General features: G+C 52.5%; 12 protein-coding genes. 8 read left to right on the top strand and 4 right to left on the bottom strand.

The features are described from left to right. The first annotated feature begins 254 nt into the window (after positions 1–254). From SH668x_RS14995 to SH668x_RS14970, 6 genes are all read left to right on the top strand, one after another. Complete coding sequence (locus tag SH668x_RS14995; RefSeq protein WP_437185876.1) at positions 255–674, top strand: MarR family winged helix-turn-helix transcriptional regulator; 420 nt, start codon at positions 255–257, stop codon at positions 672–674. Continuing rightward, complete coding sequence (locus SH668x_RS14990) at positions 674–3,529, top strand: TolC family protein (RefSeq protein WP_437185875.1); 2,856 nt, start codon at positions 674–676, stop codon at positions 3,527–3,529. Before SH668x_RS14995 ends, SH668x_RS14990 begins: the two co-directional genes overlap by 1 nt. After that, entirely contained in the window at positions 3,516–5,138 is a 1,623-nt protein-coding gene (locus SH668x_RS14985; protein WP_437185874.1) for an HlyD family efflux transporter periplasmic adaptor subunit, read from the top strand. Before SH668x_RS14990 ends, SH668x_RS14985 begins: the two co-directional genes overlap by 14 nt. A 252-nt stretch (positions 5,139–5,390) precedes the next feature. After that, positions 5,391–6,089 (top strand): ABC transporter ATP-binding protein, encoded by a 699-nt coding sequence (locus tag SH668x_RS14980; protein WP_437185873.1) that lies wholly within the window; start codon positions 5,391–5,393, stop codon positions 6,087–6,089. A gap of 191 nt (positions 6,090–6,280) precedes the next feature. Beyond that, positions 6,281–7,396 carry a D-TA family PLP-dependent enzyme gene (locus SH668x_RS14975; RefSeq protein ID WP_437185872.1) on the top strand — a complete coding sequence of 372 codons (1,116 nt, stop codon included), beginning with the start codon at positions 6,281–6,283 and terminating at the stop codon, positions 7,394–7,396. Positions 7,397–7,540: 144 nt separating this feature from the next. Then, positions 7,541–8,917 carry a tetratricopeptide repeat protein gene (locus tag SH668x_RS14970; protein ID WP_437185871.1) on the top strand — a complete coding sequence of 459 codons (1,377 nt, stop codon included), beginning with the start codon at positions 7,541–7,543 and terminating at the stop codon, positions 8,915–8,917. 94 nt (positions 8,918–9,011) lie between these two features. On the opposite strand, the gene SH668x_RS14965 is transcribed toward SH668x_RS14970, so the two are convergent. From SH668x_RS14965 to SH668x_RS14955, 3 genes are all read right to left on the bottom strand, one after another. Beyond that, positions 9,012–10,412 carry an alpha/beta hydrolase family protein gene (locus SH668x_RS14965; RefSeq protein WP_437185870.1) on the bottom strand — a complete coding sequence of 467 codons (1,401 nt, stop codon included), beginning with the start codon at positions 10,410–10,412 and terminating at the stop codon, positions 9,012–9,014. Positions 10,413–10,645: 233 nt separating this feature from the next. Then, positions 10,646–11,437, bottom strand: coding sequence for a PIG-L family deacetylase (locus tag SH668x_RS14960; RefSeq protein ID WP_437185869.1), 792 nt, complete (start codon positions 11,435–11,437; stop codon positions 10,646–10,648). A gap of 41 nt (positions 11,438–11,478) precedes the next feature. Continuing rightward, complete coding sequence (locus tag SH668x_RS14955; protein WP_437185868.1) at positions 11,479–12,357, bottom strand: alpha/beta hydrolase; 879 nt, start codon at positions 12,355–12,357, stop codon at positions 11,479–11,481. A 101-nt stretch (positions 12,358–12,458) separates the two neighbouring features. Between SH668x_RS14955 and SH668x_RS14950 the strand changes: the two genes are divergently transcribed. Together SH668x_RS14950 and aspS are read left to right on the top strand one after the other, a co-directional pair. Next, complete coding sequence (locus SH668x_RS14950) at positions 12,459–13,034, top strand: hypothetical protein (RefSeq protein WP_437185867.1); 576 nt, start codon at positions 12,459–12,461, stop codon at positions 13,032–13,034. A 231-nt stretch (positions 13,035–13,265) separates the two neighbouring features. Continuing rightward, on the top strand, positions 13,266–15,035 hold the full coding sequence (gene aspS, locus SH668x_RS14945; protein ID WP_437185866.1) for an aspartate--tRNA ligase: 1,770 nt from the start codon (positions 13,266–13,268) through the stop codon (positions 15,033–15,035). 94 nt (positions 15,036–15,129) lie between these two features. On the opposite strand, the gene SH668x_RS14940 is transcribed toward aspS, so the two are convergent. Further along, positions 15,130–16,671, bottom strand: a complete 1,542-nt coding sequence (locus SH668x_RS14940; protein WP_437185865.1) for a hypothetical protein — start codon at positions 16,669–16,671, stop codon at positions 15,130–15,132. Positions 16,672–16,770: the final 99 nt, after the last annotated feature.

Genomic DNA, 16,770 nt, shown 5'->3' with positions numbered 1-16,770 from the left:
CATGAAACGAGATAGGGAGTTTTCTGTTGCAAAAATACAGCGAAATCCCCGGGGGTCGCCAAGAAAAACAAGAGGAAAATCTTGTTTAATCAGCAAAGTCCAGTGATTCATTGCAGTTCCAAATGGTTCAGTTCCGAATGATTTAGGGTTGAACGATTCCGATTATTCCGGACGGTTGCTCTATGAACGGACATCAAGCGAATTCCTTGGACACCACGAGTTGGGTGAGCCTGTGGAATCAGGTTTCGCGTCAAATGAAGCGCCTACTGGCGGATCGTTACGCGACGGAAGACCTTTCCAGCTCCAAGGCGGCTGTATTACAGGCGCTGATGAATGCGGATCAGCGGTTCACTCAGGCTGATCTGGCGACGGAACTGAGTTTGTCGGAATCGAGCCTGTGCAGTCTGGTTGATCAGATGCATTCAGAAGGATTGTTGATCCGAGGCCGGTCAACCGTCGATCGCCGTAAATCGGTACTGAATCTGACTGAACTGGGACGCCAACGCTGTCTGGCAATCGAGCAGATTCACTCGGACTTCGCCCATGAGCTTTTGATTCGATTGTCTGATGAAGTTCGCCCGCTGGTGCCGCAGGTTGTCTTTGCACTCGGTGCCGCTCTTCAGTCACAATTACTTGCCGACAACACTGTGAAGTCCGACTGGAGAGCCGCGTAATGTTGAATCAGCTCTTCGAAACCATCGGTTCCAAAACAGTTTCTGGAAAAATAGCAGTGGCACTCGCCGGTGCGATGCTCGTGACGTCCACACCGGGATGTTCCCGGACATTTTGGCGCGAGCAGGCTGACCGCGACTCGTATCTTGCGATCACGGAAAAATTGACTGATCCGCGTTGGGAACTTCCTCGCGTTGACGTCACTCCGGATCCGCGAAGCCGGTTTTACGACCCGTACAATCCGGATTGCGAACCGACCCCGCCAGACGACGGGGCAGCGTCTGTTTACATGAATTGGGTGGATGGTTGGAAAGGGTACAAAGGCTGGCACAAGTTTGGTCAGCTGATGTCTGTCGAGAACCCTCAATGGCTCCAGTATTTTGGAATCAGCCCGGAGAACGTCGACCCGCTAACCGGCGAGTTGATGGGGGCACTTCCAGCATTGGAGAACGTCTCATTACCCGAAGCCGTCGAACTCGCGCAGATCAACAATCGCGACTATCAGACTGAAATTGAGAACGTCTATCTCGCTGCATTGGCAGTGACTTTCCAGCGATTTCAGTTTGGCGTGCGTTATCTCGGCTCCAACGGAGTCGAACCAACGTCAAGTGTCACAGGGATCGGTGTTCCCCACGGTCCAGGCGACCGCGTGATCGGAGGGGTCGCGGGGGGCGTGAGCCAACTGCTCCCTGCAGGAACTCAATGGGCAGTTGAGTTCGCGAACAACACCGTCTGGTTATTCAGTGGTGGAAGCCAGACGCAATCCGTTTCAAATCTGACGTTCTCAATCGTGCAGCCACTGCTGTTTGGAGCGGGGCGAAAGGTCGGACTCGAAGGACTTACCCAAACTGAACGAAACCTCCTGTACGAAGCACGTGTGCTGGCCCGACTGCGTCAGGAGATCTTCACGAGCGTTGTGGGGGGACCGACCGGATTTCTGCAGCTACTCTACTCTGTGCAGCAAATCCGCAACCTGCGAGGAAATATCGGACGGCTTGAAGAGCAGATTGAAAAACTGCTTTCGCAGTCAGCCCGGAACAAACAGTTTGCGAGTGTAGACAACTTTGAATGGCCAGCGAACGCTCCCCAACCGGAGAACCTCCCCCCAGTTCTGAGAGGAAAGCTGATTTATGAAGCTGACCTCGGGCGTCTGCGATGGAGGTCGCTCGAGGATGTGACCGCGGCTGAAATTCAGGCTCTGCGCGTCCTGGGAGAAGATCCGAACTTTCAATTGGCGATCGACCAGTTGATCAACACTTTGCAGACCGACGTCACTACGCTGGACGTATTGAATCTTCAATCCAGCCTGGCCAACTCGACGAATCAATTGCGAAGCCTCGAGAGGGGATTACAGGACGACCTGGATAGTTACAAATTGTTACTTGGTCTCCGGACCGACATGGTGTTCACGATCGACGATTCGATGTTGAAAATCTTCGAGCTCATCGATCCGAGATTAACGGAACTCGAAGAACGTGCCCGCGATTTTGTGCAAAGTTGGGGCGCATTGGACGAAGACCGCCCTGATCTGGATCAACTTCGGAGAAACTATGTCGAGTTTCTGGCGTTGGTTGACGATGTGGACCGGGATGGTCTGAACGTCGTGATCGAGGACCAGCAAAAAACGCGGGCTCACTTACCGCAGCGAATGCAGGAAGTCTCTGAAGTCGATCAAAAAGTGCTTCTATCCGATCTTGAGCGCGGGGAGGCATTGCTCGAGGCTGCCAGGATTCAGCTACAGCAGCTTCGTGAAAGTGTCGTTGAAACTGGGCAGGGGCTACGTTCGAACGATCTTCCCGATGAGAGCGTTCAGGACGCCTATCGAGAACTGGCGAACTTCCGAGAATCTTTGGTTCGTCTGACGCAAAATCTGACGGTGATTCAGGTTAGTTTACGAGTGGAATTGATTGAAGTTCAGCCGTTCTTCATTCCTTTACAAGAAGCCGTTCAGGTCGCGATCGACAATCGAGTCGATTTGATGAACGAACGTGCATATGTTATGGATGCGCGGCGAAAAGTGGAAATCGCCGCCAACGCTTTGCTCTCGAACGTCAATATCGTGGCTGAAGCGGATGTCGGTACCTCTGGAGGCAACAGGCCGCTGGATTTCCGAGGGAGTCAAACCCAATTGAGAGCAGGGTTTTCGTTCACTGCTCCTCTCGATCAGATTGATGAGAGAAATGCGTATCGCGTCTCTTTAATCAACTATCAGCGACAACGCCGACAATACATGTTGGCTGAGGATCGGGTGAAACAAGAGGTTCGTAACGCCTGGCGTCAATTATTTGTGCTCCGGCAGAATCTCGAGACATTAAGACGCGCCGTACGTATCGCAGCGCTACAATATGATTCCGCAGTCGAACAGAGTAACGCTCCAGCGTCCGCCGGAGCCTCGGCTGGTCGATCCTCGGGAAGCGGATTGGCAGGTAACAACTTGCTGAACGCGTTGAATGCTATCCTGAACGCTCAGAACAATCTTGTTCAAACGTACACTAACTATGAGCGTAACCGGCTTAACATTTACCGAGATATGGGTATCATGGAGATTGGTGAGGACGGCATGTGGGTCGATCCTTTCTATCGGAGTCTAAGTAATGAACGATACGAAAAGACGCTCGGGCCGGACGAGAATCTGGATCCTCGGTTTGGTGATTCTTCTGGGGTTGGGAGGAGCCGCGTTGGCTCGGAGCAGCCTGCCGAAGGAATGGTGGCAGTCGCTGACGGCTCAGTCCGAGTCTCGCAACGCTCCCAAGAATCTCGTGCTGGAGACGGTCAAATCCGGACCGTTTCTGGTCAGTCTGAATCTACAAGGTTCTCTCGACAGCCAGAAAAACTCTACCTTGATGAGTCTCGTTGAAGGAACGACGACGATCATCAGCATTGTTCCAGAAGGAACATGGGTTGAAGCGGGTGAAGTGGTTTGCGAACTGGATGCATCTGCACTTCGTGAGAAAGCTCAGCAGCAGGAAATTGTTGCGACACAGGCAAGTGCAGCACTGGCTGCCGCGCAGGAATCTCTTGAAATTCAGAAGACCCAGAACGATAGCGATATCGCTGCTGCCGCATTGAAATCCGAATTGGCACAGCTCGACCTCGAAAAATTCGTCTCTGAAGGGGGAGAATACGAGCAGCAGGAGCATCAACTTCAGGGCAATGTGGCGATCGCTCAGGAAGAGCTGATTCGGGCCGAGGAAACCTTCTCATTCACCAACGGTCAGGTGAAAAAGGGATATGCGAATCAGAATGAACTCGATGCTGCCCGTATTGCGGTCAAGCAGGCAAAGTTGAAGGTTCAGGGAGCGGAAGAACTCCTGAGCGTGTTGCAGAACTTCACGAAGAAGCGGACGATTGCCGAGTTGGGAGCGAACGCTGAAGAATCGAAACGCGAACTGGCCCGTGTTGAACTGAAAGCGAATTCCTCACGGACTCAGTGTGAAAAGCAGGCCGAAGCGGCCCAGCTGACATACAACGTTGAGAACGAAAAATTGCAGCGTCTGCGAAAGCAAATCGAGGCTTGCACGCTACGAGCGCTTCAATCTGGCGAAGTCGTCTATGCCACGAATCAAAGCGGGGGTGGACGCGGCTCGCAGCCCGTTACCATTGAGGCGGGGGCTAGCGTTCGTGAACGCCAGCCGATCATCAATCTGCCTGATGTGACTCGCATGAAAGTCGACTGCCGCGTGCACGAGGCACTCATCGGATCGATTCGAAAAGGTCTGAAGGCGCGTATCCGGGTTGATGCCTTCCCTGATTACTTTTTCAACGGAGAGATTTCACATGTCTCTTCGGTTCCGATGTCCGGAAGTTGGCCGAATTTCGACCTGCGAGAGTATGCAACCGAAGTTCTGTTGCTCGACGATGCCGACAAAGTTCGTCGACTTCGTCCGGGACTGACAACGCAAGTTGAGTTGTTGGTCGATAACCGCTCCAACGTCCTCCAGGTTCCAATGCAGGCTGTCGTCACAATCGTGGATAAGCAGGTCTCGTTCGTGTACGGGAATGGCGCTTCTGAATTCCGCTACGTCAAGGTGGGTCAGGCAAACGATGCATATCTCGAGATTCTCGAAGGGTTGAAGGAGGGGGAGAAGATCGTCCTGAATCCTCGAACCCAGTTTGCGGATCAGATTGCAGCCATCGAAGCAGAGTTGCGAGCAGATTCGGAGAAAGAGAGTGAAGAACTCGCTTCCAAAGCGGGAGCCCTTGCGGCTGTACCTCCAGGTCCAGTTGTGAAAGCCGAAGCAGCTGGCCCGAAGCCAGGTGCTGGCGGTCCTGAAGCGGGTGGTGAGAATCGCCCTCGCGATCCAGCCGCGATGTTTGCACGGATGGATAAGGACGGTGATGGATCTCTCACCGCTGAAGAAGTCGGAGACGCGGAACGCTTTGGGCGAATGGATAAAGACAAAGACGGTAAAGTGACTCGTGAGGAATTGATGAGTGCAGGGCCACCTCGACCAGCGACTCCTTAATGGGTTGGCTGAAGTCGATTCCCTGTCGGTTTGCGCCTTCCCGGCTATGTGTCGATCAGTACTGTGCAATCAGATCAAAGCGACTCGGAGCGGTGAGTGAATTTCGGCAAAGCCGAACAAACGCGTCCGGTTTTGTTCGCCGATCTACTGAGAGTTTGGTTTTCTATCAGTAACTCACTCTCGCTTCACTCATCATCGTTTCTTCATTCGCTGCCACACGCCCCGGAGATGGGGTCTAACGAGAATTGCTCGATGGAACTCGCTGCCAAAATTGTTGACCTGCACAAGAAATACGATCTGGGGTCAGTGCAGGTGCACGCGTTGCGAGGCGTGTCACTCGATATCCCGACCGGCGATTTTATCTCAATCATGGGTTCGTCGGGGAGCGGCAAAAGTACATTGCTGAATTTGCTGGGGGCGTTGGATCGTCCGACTTCCGGTCAATATTTTCTGGCTGGTCAGGATGTCTCCAAGATGAATGACGATCAGCTTTCCATCGCCCGGAATTCATTGATCGGATTCATCTTTCAGTCATTCAACCTGATTCCTCAATATACCGTCTTGGAAAATATCGAAGTTCCGTTGTTGTACCGACCGGGGTATCCGCCGATCACCGCTGTTGATCGGGAACGCTGTGCCATCGTGGCTGAAAAAGTCGGCCTGGGAACTCGATTGGATCATCGTCCCTATCAGCTTTCCGGGGGACAACAACAGCGCGTCGCGATTGCCCGGGCACTCATTAATGACCCAGCGATCATCATGGCAGATGAACCGACTGGAAACCTCGATTCAAAAACCGGGGAAGAGATCATGGAGATGCTGAAAGAACTGAATGCTGAAGGGCGAACAATTATAATGGTGACCCACGAGCCCGATGTCGCTGAGCAAACCAAGCGTCAGATTTTCATGAAGGACGGCGTGATTGCTGGTCATGGAATTTTTCGGGGTTAATTTGATTTGCGCGGACTTTCTGCGGGTCAAGTGGAACTAATCCGCCGAGGAGACTCGTGATCCAGTCGATTCCACTACACTCTCACTCAATTCCGTTCGGGCCGGCGTGAAAGTGTGCTTTCCGCATTCTCCTCGTTGTCTCCGAATGGTCGATCTGGTTGTAAGACGCTCTCTTTTGCAGTTGATCACACATGTCCATTCCAAGCATTCGCACCCCAGAAGCAATTTACAGCCCAGCACTCATCGTCTGCCGTGACAGAGTTCGCAAGAACATTTTGACAATGCTTCACGTGGCAGGTCACGCCGATCGACTTCGTCCGCATTGTAAAACACATAAGATGGCTTCGGTTATCAAGCTTCAACTGGCATCAGGAATTCATAAGCATAAAGCTGCGACCATTGCGGAAGCGGAAATGCTGGCGTACTGCGGGGTACGGGACATTGCAATCGGGTATCCGATGGTCGGGCCGAACCTGCAGCGAATTGTTCAATTTCGCCAGCAATATCCGGAAGTGACATTGAGTGTGACCGCAGATGATCCGGTTTGCATCGATCAGCTTGGAGCGGCCGTCTCCGCTGCTGGAACATCGGTGCGAGTCTTGCTCGACATCAACCCAGGTCGCGATCGCACTGGAGTCGCTCCTGGTGACGTGGCTGGTTCGCTTTACCGCAGGATTTCAGAGACACCCGGGCTGATTGTCGATGGCTTTCATTTCTACGACGGCCATCTGACTGCATCGTCGCCGCTGGAGCGTGCCACCGCTGTGAACGTCGGGTGGCAGAAGTTGTCAGAGTTTCGAAACTCGGTGATTCGGGCAGGACTCTCAGTGCCGCGAGTTTTGTGTGGCGGAACACCAACGTTCACCGCCTACGCTGCGATTCGGGAACCACATGTTGAACTGTGTCCGGGGACCTGCCTGTTCCATGATGTCGGGTATGGTGAGCGTTATGAGGATTTGCAGCAGTTTGCCCAAGCGGCCTACGTCTTGACCAGAGTGGTAAGTCGCCCCACTGAGTCGCGAGTGACGTTCGATGTCGGGACGAAAGCAGTCGCGAGTGATCCAGCACAGGGGCAGCGAGTGGTTTTTCCTGAAATTCCGGATGCGATTCAGGTTTTGCACAATGAGGAGCATCTGGTCATCGAGACCAGTCAGGCTTCAAAATTCCGTCCGGGGGACTGGACTTTGGTCATACCTCGTCATATCTGTCCAACGAGTGCTCTCTATTCCAGTGCCACAGTCATCGAGAATGGAGAAATCGTTGATGAATGGAAAGTCACGGCACGGGATCGATGTTTACGGGTGTGATTTCAGTCGAGATTCAAACGGTAGATATTCCGGGGCTCCATTGTTTGCTACTCTTTGGCATACAATTGAATTCGGATACGACGGCAAAGTGCCTCCCTTCGCAATCGACCGCGAAGGAGCGATCAAGTTTGCAGGAGCTGTATTGTGGCTGATGAAAACCGATGGGCTGGAGATTGCTATCGCCGTGGAAACGACGCGATGCAGAAGCAGAACTGGGATCTCGCTCTCGAAATGTTCAGTACCTGCGTGAAATTCGTTCCAGATAACCTCCTCTACCGCCAATTTTTGCGAAACAGCGCGAAAAAGAAGTACAACGACAACGGCAAAGGTGCCGGTACGTTTGCGATGACCAAACTGATGGGAATTCGCAGTCGCATTAAGAAGGCCAAGGCGTCTGAGAACTGGGAAGATGCCTCAAAGGCGATTGAAGAGGGGCTGTACCTCAATCCGTGGGATGTTCAGTTCAACGTCGATTTGGCCGAAGTTTCAATCAAGTTGAACCGTGGGGAAATCGCGAAATGGTCCTATATGGAAGCGATCAAAGCGGATCCAAAAAACAAGACGCATCTTATCGCACTCGGGGAACTTCTTCGCGAACGGGCCGAGTATGACGACGCCATCAAGATTTTCGAACGTGTCTCCAAGCTCGATCCTTCTGATCTCTCCGCGATGAGGAAGATCACCGAGTTGCAGACAGAGAAAACGACTCATCGCGGTGGTTACGAAAATGCAGAGAACACAAAAGATGTGATGGCCAATAGAAATCTCGCCGCTGCAGGCAGAGCCAACGGTGGTCCTGCTCCGGGAGAATCTGTTGAAACTGACCTGAAACATGCGATTCGCAAAGCCCCAGAGGTCATCGAAAACTACCTCAAGCTTGCTGCCCATCTCAAAGGGGTCAAGAAGTTCCAGGAGTCTTTCGAAACACTCGTGAAGGCCGTTGAAATCTCGAATAACGAGCCAGCGGTGCGCGAGCAGATGGAAGATGCTGAGTTGCTGCTGATGAAGTACTCATTAGATGATGCAAAGCAACGGGCCACCAAGACCGAACAGGATGAAGATCGCAAGAAAGCTGCCGAAATGTCGGTGGCGTTCAGAGATCGTCGGATTGAAGTTCTGACCAAACGAGTTGATCGCTATCCCTCGAATCTGACTCTCAAGTACGAATTGGCCACGTTGCAAATGCAGTTGCAGCAATGGTCCCTCGCAATTCCTTTGCTACAAAGAGCGACTCAGGATCCCCGCTTGAAGGCGAAAGCATTCGTTGCGTTGGGCAAGTGCTTTGTTTACGACAAGAAGCCAAGCCTTGCTCGGGGGCAGTTCGAACGGGCCCTGCCTGAACTCAACCCGGAAAACGAACCGGAAACATTCAAAGAGTGTCATTATTTGCTCGGTCGCATCTGCGAAGAACTCAACGATACAGCGAAGGCAGAAGAGCACTACGGAGAAATCGTTGTGCTGGACTACGACTACAAAGACGCCATCAAGCGACTGGAAGCACTCCAGGCCGGTAAGGCTTAAGACTCAATGCGGTCTGATTCGGTTGTCGGTTCCAAGTGAATCGACAGCCGACTGCGTTTCCTCTGAGCCTTCAGGTGAGTGCTGAGGATTGCGGTCAGATTTTCGCAGTGAACCATTCCAGAACATTTTCATGTCCCGAAAGTGTCGATGGATCTCCATAGAGACCTGCGAGGAACGTCGTCCGGTGATTGGCGTTTGCAACCGGGACGCCCGTTGTGAATTTGCCTCCAGCAGAAAGAGCCCGGCCAACCATTTCCGGGTGAATGGCTTCATCGACCAGACCGTAGTGGAAGCGAATTTCCCGATCGTAGTTCCAATAGGACGCCGCGTTCGTTGAGAGTTGGCGAAGGAACGCGCTGTTACGCTGATCGGTGAATCGTTCCGTGAATCCTTCTACCAGAAAATCGCTGCTTCCGGGAAGCGCACTGAGGTCAATGTCGTTGAGATCGTATTTGGCTAAATAGCGACGAGTCATGTCGTGAAATTGTGGTTTCACCACCGCCTCAATCAATCCATCCAGTTTGTAATACTGTTCGTAACTCCCGAGTACGACCATCATGCAAAGCGGTAACCACATCGGAGAGTCGGGATAGCGTTCGACTCCTTCTGGAAGTGGAAACGTCACACGTCCGCTCCAGAAACGCCACGCTTCACCGGGATCGTTGAACGGGCTATGAACTGCAGTTGCTGCGATTTCCACTCCAGATGTGCGCAGGGCCTGATGCAGCCACTGCGTATTGATGGCTCCTTGTGACCAGCCATTGAGAAACAACTTTGTCGGATTGAGGTCTAGGCTGCGAATTGCTTCCAGCCCGGCATTTAGCATGTCGATGCAGGTCTGTGTCGACGCGTCTTTCACGACGTAGGCTTCACCGCGACCATTTCGGAGTGGACCTTTTCCGAGATAGTCCGCGGCGATCACCGCGTATCCGTGAGATGCGAATCGGTGAATGTTGAACAACGTTTCCAGCGAGTCCTCGTCGTCGCTGAGCGAATACGTCGGGGAAGCAAGTTTGGTCAGGTTTGATGGAACTTGATCGAAAGAGAGGATCGTCCCATGTTGCCAGGAAACGACTGGCAGGTCTCCAACCGCATCGCTTGGAATTGCCAAGAGTCCTGTGACATCGACAGTCTCGTTGGTCTCCGGAATGGTCGTTGTCGTCACAATTCGATGCAGGGTGACGTCGCGTTTTCCACCCTGTGACTTCAAATCGAAGTCGGGAAGGACGGACACTTTGTTGAAAAGCGGGAACGCATTTTTGACCTCTTCATCCAGTCGAGTTGCGGTCACATTGGCTTTCGCTTCCAATCGAAAACTGGGTGCGGAACGGTTGGAGTCTTTCGTCGCTGATGAAGCCGACTGTTCGACGAAAGCTAGAGTCGTTGCCGCGCCAAGTCCGCTTAAGAAGCGTCGACGGGAGAGAGACGAACAGTCGTCCGGATGAGGATTAGAAACCGGGTGTTTACAACGGATCGGCTTTGGTTGATTCTGCATGCCCGCAGCGACTTTCTCTGAGTTCAGTGGAGATGACCTTGTCTGCGTTCAATATAGGGCGCAGAAGACGTAGCAGCGGGTGAATTCAAGGTCGCATGATTGAATTGATGGGCACCTCACCTGTCGCCGCCGTTCTTGAACGAATATTCGCAAGGATTTGGTGCGAGGGCGCAGCGAGCGATCACGACTCAATCAAATGTGATCGAACTGACGTGGGGGCTGATCTGATGAAATCAGGGTCCGGCTGCCTGACCGGATGGGTCGAGATTTGTCACAGGGGAATCTGGACCTGCGAAGGTATCGATCAGATCTCGTACTACGACAGGACGCGGAGAAATCAGGATTTCTCCTGCTCCGAATCCCGCTGAAAGGCCAAGAACCTTCGCTTGGCTTTCGACGAGTTCAAAGACACGCTGTTTGCTCGTGGGAAACTGGGACTGATAGGCTCGAATGGCTTTCAGCTTTAATGGCAACGATTCTGTGATGTCCACAATCATCGTTCCCGCGCCCTCAGCATGTGGAGATGCTCCGAATCCGAGCGGATACCATAACAACTGCTTGACTGTATGGACTGGAAGTCCATCGAACTCCCCATCCCATTTCGTCAGGCGAGAATAAAAGACTGCAGCATCGGTAATCTGCATCGCTTGCCAATGGTCCGGAGATGCAAGCGGAGTTTTGTCTGCGATGCCCAGGACGATTTTCGGACGGTAGGTTCGAAAGAATTTCGCCAGCGCCACTCGTGCTTCGTAGCAGTCGAACAATCGCCGATTCGGCAGTGGGAGTGTGATTCGTACGTGAACTCCCAGGATTTCGGCAGCAAGCCGAGCCTCTTCAAGTCGGTGTTCGGGTCCGGGGGAATTCGGAGTCGGTTCCCCATCGGTCAGGTCGACAATTCCTACTCGATATCCCTGTTGCACGAGCCGCGCCAGAGTTCCACCGACGGCGATTTCCACATCGTCCGGGTGTGCTCCAACAGCTATCACGTCGAGTGGTTCAGGAAGTGTCTTGGGAGTTGATGACATGAGCTTGATTCTTGGCAACGATTCCGCTGGTTTCACTGAAATCAGTTTTGCGTCTTCACTTCTGATTCGGAAGACGAGTTTGTAACACGTTTCGCAAATTTGATGCAGTCTGGAAACCCAGCAGATACCATTGATCCGTGATCGGTTCCGGGATATTCGATCAGCGTAACGTCCGAGTTCTTCATAATTTTCAGCATCCGAGCAAAATACGCGTTTTCTTCATATCGCCCGAGCAATTCCAGTTCGCGGTCGCCAGAGAGAATGAGAATCGGTGGAGCGTTGGCCCGCACATGAAAGATCGGAGCAAGACGATCGATGGTTGGCTGCGTCTCTGGAATTCCGTTCTCTTTGCGTGCAGTGAAGTGAGTAATGGCCTGCCCGCTAAGCGGCGCGACGCCGGCAATTCGATTGGGATCAACGCCGTATTTTTTGAGGCGACTCTGATCGAGGACAGCGAGTGAGACGAGATATCCCCCGGCTGAATGCCCGCTGACGACGATCCGGTCCGGAGATCCCCCGTATTCGCTCAGATGGCGAACTGCCCACGCGATCGCGGCGGCGGCATCATCGACACAGTCGTCGACGTGCACATGCGGGCTCAGACGATAACTCACACCGATGACACCGAATCCGGCATCGATGAATGGTTGTGGAATTTCGCGGGCACCTCCAGTTAATCCTCCGCCGTGCAGCCAGATGATTGTTGGGAAATCCTTCTGGTTGGTGGGGAATGCAATGTCCAGTCTGCAAAGTGACTGTGCATAGGCATCCCCTTTGTTCGCGCCTTCACGGTATTCGATATTGCGGACAACCTTGATTGACGCTGGGGCCTCTGCAACGACATCAGCGGAAGTTGCACACAACGCGAGCAATGCGATAAATGCGGAAATCGCACGTTTCAGATTGATGTGATTGAACATGACGCCCTCTCTGGTGAAAATGGAACCTGCAACAGTTTATGGAATCGCCAAAGTCTGTATCCAGTGACAGAGGCGGTGGGCTTCGCGGAAAGGCAATGGAAATGCAATTGTTTCGTCTGCACTTGGCGGTCGTTTTTGGGGCCTTGCTTCTCCTGAGGAGTGCTGTCATCGCAGACGAGATTCAGGAGGCCACACTTCCACCGAAACCGGTCCAGAAATCAGTTCTGTCGATGGTGGAGTTTCAGAAGGATTCAGACCAGGCTGAAACGCTAGAAGCGACGGACGGCCAACTCATTTCTATCAAGAGCAAAACCGGAATCGGTCGCGGAGTGATTCATCGTCCGGAGGAGGGTCGGCCGCGAACAACTTTACGGCTGCATCTGAACGGGATGGAGTCGTTGCAGCTATCGACAGAGAAAATCTCCCTCCTGTGGAGTTGGCACGGATTGGCCGGCGAGGGAACTGGAGAATTCAGCGCACGGAAACGGCTTCTCCCCAGTCAGGATGAATCGGAGGTTGCTGCGGCAGACCCTCTTTTCGCCGAGGTTCGGCTCAATCAGAGCTGTTGTCCCGAAGCAGAACGAATGAGTAAGTGTTTCGAAGTCACAATTCCGTCGGCGTTCCTGAAATCCAATCCAGCGACGATTGAGATTCAGTTCATAGACTTCTACCGGTAACTCGTGCACTCCTCTGATTGCGTCCACTCCTCAGATTGAATGAGGAAACCTCGTCATTCTCACCTGAAATAAGGATTCAGGCTGAGATGTTGTGAGTGAACGGGAGTTCTCTATAATGCCCGCTTCAAATTCCTTCAGCTGCAGGGCATTTTCAGAAATGATCTGTGAACCGGCAGCAATGAAAGCCGAACGTGCTTTCTTAAAGTAAAGCAGTATAAGGATATCCGTTCCGTGTTACGCACTCGAACTTGTGGTGAACTTCGCTCGGATCTAGTAGGCCAGACAGTGACGCTGTGCGGCTGGGTCGACAAGTATCGCGATCACGGCGGGGTTGTCTTCATCGATTTGCGCGATCGATACGGAATCACCCAAATCGCATTCCGATTGGATGAATCGAGCGATATCCAGCTTCAGGCGAGCGGATTGCGCCACGAAGACGTGATTCAGGTCACTGGTGAAGTGGTTGCTCGTGGTGACGAAAACAAGAACCCAAAACTCGCAACCGGCGATGTCGAATTGCGTGCTGCGTCTCTGACCATTCTCAACAAGAGCAAGACACCTCCGTTCGAGCCACGTAGCGAACATGTGGCGAACGAAGAATTGCGACTGCAGTATCGATTCATCGATCTCCGCCGTCCCGCATTGCAGGAAAAGGTTATTCTTCGTCACAAGCTGACAAAGGTTGTCCGCGATTACTTCGACGAAAATGGCTTCCTCGACATCGAAACTCCAATTCTGGGTCGTAGCACTCCAGAAGGGGCTCGCGATTATTTAGTGCCTAGCCGCGTTCACGAAGGAGCGTTCTACGCACTGCCACAGTCGCCTCAGCTATTCAAGCAGATTCTGATGGTGGCTGGATACGATCGGTACATGCAGATCGCACGCTGCTTCCGCGACGAAGACCTTCGTGCAGACCGCCAGCCAGAGTTCACACAGATCGATCTCGAAATGGCGTTTGTCGAGCAGGAAGACATTCTGAACATGGTCGACGGGCTCGTCGGTCGTCTGGTGGAACGCCTACAGGGCAAGCAGATCAAACTCCCACTTCCTCGCTACACCCACGCGGAAGTGATGCGAGACTACGGGTCTGACAAGCCAGACCTCCGTTTCGGAATGAAGATCAAAGACATTTCGGACATCGCAGCCACCTGTGATTTCGCAGTGTTCAAAGGAACCATTGAAGCCGGCAATAAAGTTCGCGGTCTTTGCGTGAAGGGATGTGCTGAGAAGTACAGCCGCCGTATTCTCGACAACGACTTCAAGAATCTCGTCGGCGACTACGGAGCAAAGGGGCTCGCCTATTTCAAAGTGACCGATGGCAAGCTCGATTCGTCAATCGCGAAGCGATTCACAGAAGCTGAGCATCAGGCCATCATTGAACGGATGGAAGCCGAGAACGGCGACTTGCTGCTCTTCGTGGCAGACACGTTCAAAGTTTCTTCAGCGGCACTCGCTGCCCTGCGAAGCTTCCTTGGAAAAGACCTTCAGCTGTACGATCCACTTGAGATCAACTGCGCATGGGTTCTCGACTTCCCTCTCTGTACATGGAACGAAGAAGAAAACCGCTGGGACGCAGAACACCATCCATTCTGCGCCGTCCACCCAGAAGACGTTGAGTACCTCACGACCGATCCGGGCCGTGTTCGTGCTCAGTCCTACGACCTCATCTGCAATGGATACGAGTCAGCGAGTGGAAGCGTTCGTATTCACGATCCAGCTATTCAGCAGAAGATCTTCGATCTTCTCAAGATTACCCCTGAGCAGGCAGAAGATCGATTCGGCTTCCTGTTGCAGGCTCTTCGATACGGTGCACCTCCGCACGCGGGAATCGCACTGGGATTGGACCGCTGGGTGATGATGTTCACTGGAAGTGATAACATTCGCGACGTAATTGCGTTCCCGAAGACACAGAAGGCGGCAGACCTGATGTTGGGGGCACCATCCGACGTGGACGATCGTCAGCTTCGGGACCTCCATATCAAAGTGGACGTTCCCAAATAGTCGGCGGATTCTGATTCGCTAGAAATGCGACGAGTCTGAGTGATGGAATCCATCCACACAGGCTCGTCGTTCTTTTTTGATAGGGAATATTCCACTACTCGGCCTTTTGAATCGGCTTGAACGTCACAACGACATCCCTGTCGCGGTCTGGCTTGGGAACGTCTCTCCCTCCATCGTCCTTTTGGTCTGGGCCAATTGAATAGACGACTGGCATGCCGTCGCGGATCAGATAGAGAAAGGGCTGTCCTGAAAAGGGATCCAATGGAGCCTCGAAGATTCCAGCTTCTTTGATGGCCTCACCAATTGTTTCTGGCAAGTGACCGTGGACGATCTGGTATCGTCGAATCGCAGTTAAACAAAGTGTCGCCCCCATGAGTGCATCTGATTCAGCGAAATTGGGGAGGTTCAAAAGTATGCCCGGCGTCAAAATATTCATGATCACTGGTTCAGAGTACTTCCAGGGGAAGTAGTCGCTCCCTCTCCGAAATCGGCTCGACGACGTCTCCACATCTTTCGATAACGAAGAGTGAGCGAGGTCTTGGATTAGTTCATGAACGGGACGATCAAGTTCTGCAAACGCGAGCGAGTATCTCCGGTCAAGAGTACGCCGTTCAAGTGGCAAGTTAACCCGATGTGAAGCTAATGGTTCGGATTCAGTCGCCGACAACTTCATGACCGGAATGATGAGATGAGTTGCCGCATCATCTTCAATGACATTTCCAAACATGACATATTCCATCTTCAACGCGTTTCTCAAACGGTCGCGACAATCAGTCGAAGATTCCAGAAGCAACTTAATGATTTGGTCGCATTGCTCACTGGTCAGCTGATCGTCTGCGAGCACCGAAGTCGCGAGTGCTTTCAAGACGATATTTTCGCACGCAACTCCGACGAGTTCACCGATGACGAAACCGTATGGACGAAAATCTTTAACCATTCGGAAAATGCGTCGGGCAGCAGCGAAGGCATCATCAAAATCATGCTTTTTGATTGCGACGTAAATTTCAGTTGCGGCCAAGCGTGCAAACGTCCGCTGGGATTGAGCATGCGGAATCAGCGATTGCACGGATTGCCCGGTGATGAAAATGCACTTCGGCTTCGTTTGTGCAAAGTCAAGCATTGCAATTGCAGGAGTGGTTTGTTGCAGGAGAATTTCTAATTCCTCCAGCGGATAGCCTCCTTCAAACATCAGGTCAAGATTCGAATAATTTTCGCGTTGTTCCATCAATACTTTTCGATTCTCGAAAACCTCCTTTTGTTTCTCAGGTGGATACAGGTAAACAAAAAAAGGGGTCACGGCATCGCAGGCGAGGAGATAAATCGGGGCAGCGTTTCCCTCAAAAGGAACACGTTCCTTTAAAAACGCTTTGACGTCGAATGGCTCTGTAGAACGTGTTCCGACCCAGGGCGGCACTGAAGTGTCGGATCCCGGCAATACCAGATCCAACTTCCTCAGGTCGTCCACAGGAATCTTCAGTATCTCCGCACTGATCACGGCATCTTGCTCTCCCAGATGGTACTCGTCGGGAACGGCTACGTGCGGCGGAGCTTGTTTCTGACACCCGGCGAAGACGAGGCCGAGAATGAGTACCATCCAGTTCTTCGAGATGAAAAGGAGAGGAGAGACGGTGTGCATGTGAATCCTCACGATTTCAATGGGGAGAATTGAATGATGCGATGACGGAATTCTGGAATGATGCTACCCGACAGATCAATAGTGCCCTATTTGTTTTGC

The sequence above is a fragment of the Planctomicrobium mucosum genome (assembly GCF_051466335.1).
GTDB lineage: Bacteria > Planctomycetota > Planctomycetia > Planctomycetales > Planctomycetaceae > Planctomicrobium.
The sequence above is the reverse complement of the archived record's forward strand: the minus strand, read 5'-3'. Positions and strand labels throughout refer to the sequence as shown.

Excerpts from the sequence above, each read along its gene's own strand:
- SH668x_RS14995 (WP_437185876.1), top strand. The coding sequence starts at position 255 with ATGAAGCGCCTACTGGCGGATCGTTACGCGACGGAAGACCTTTCCAGC.
- SH668x_RS14950 (WP_437185867.1), top strand. The coding sequence starts at position 12,459 with ATGCAATTGTTTCGTCTGCACTTGGCGGTCGTTTTTGGGGCCTTGCTT.
- SH668x_RS14965 (WP_437185870.1), bottom strand. The coding sequence starts at position 10,412 with ATGCAGAATCAACCAAAGCCGATCCGTTGTAAACACCCGGTTTCTAAT.
- SH668x_RS14940 (WP_437185865.1), bottom strand. The coding sequence starts at position 16,671 with ATGCACACCGTCTCTCCTCTCCTTTTCATCTCGAAGAACTGGATGGTA.
- SH668x_RS14975 (WP_437185872.1), top strand. The coding sequence starts at position 6,281 with ATGTCCATTCCAAGCATTCGCACCCCAGAAGCAATTTACAGCCCAGCA.
- SH668x_RS14990 (WP_437185875.1), top strand. The coding sequence starts at position 674 with ATGTTGAATCAGCTCTTCGAAACCATCGGTTCCAAAACAGTTTCTGGA.
- SH668x_RS14960 (WP_437185869.1), bottom strand. The coding sequence starts at position 11,437 with ATGTCATCAACTCCCAAGACACTTCCTGAACCACTCGACGTGATAGCT.
- SH668x_RS14980 (WP_437185873.1), top strand. The coding sequence starts at position 5,391 with ATGGAACTCGCTGCCAAAATTGTTGACCTGCACAAGAAATACGATCTG.
- SH668x_RS14955 (WP_437185868.1), bottom strand. The coding sequence starts at position 12,357 with ATGTTCAATCACATCAATCTGAAACGTGCGATTTCCGCATTTATCGCA.
- SH668x_RS14985 (WP_437185874.1), top strand. The coding sequence starts at position 3,516 with ATGAGTCTCGTTGAAGGAACGACGACGATCATCAGCATTGTTCCAGAA.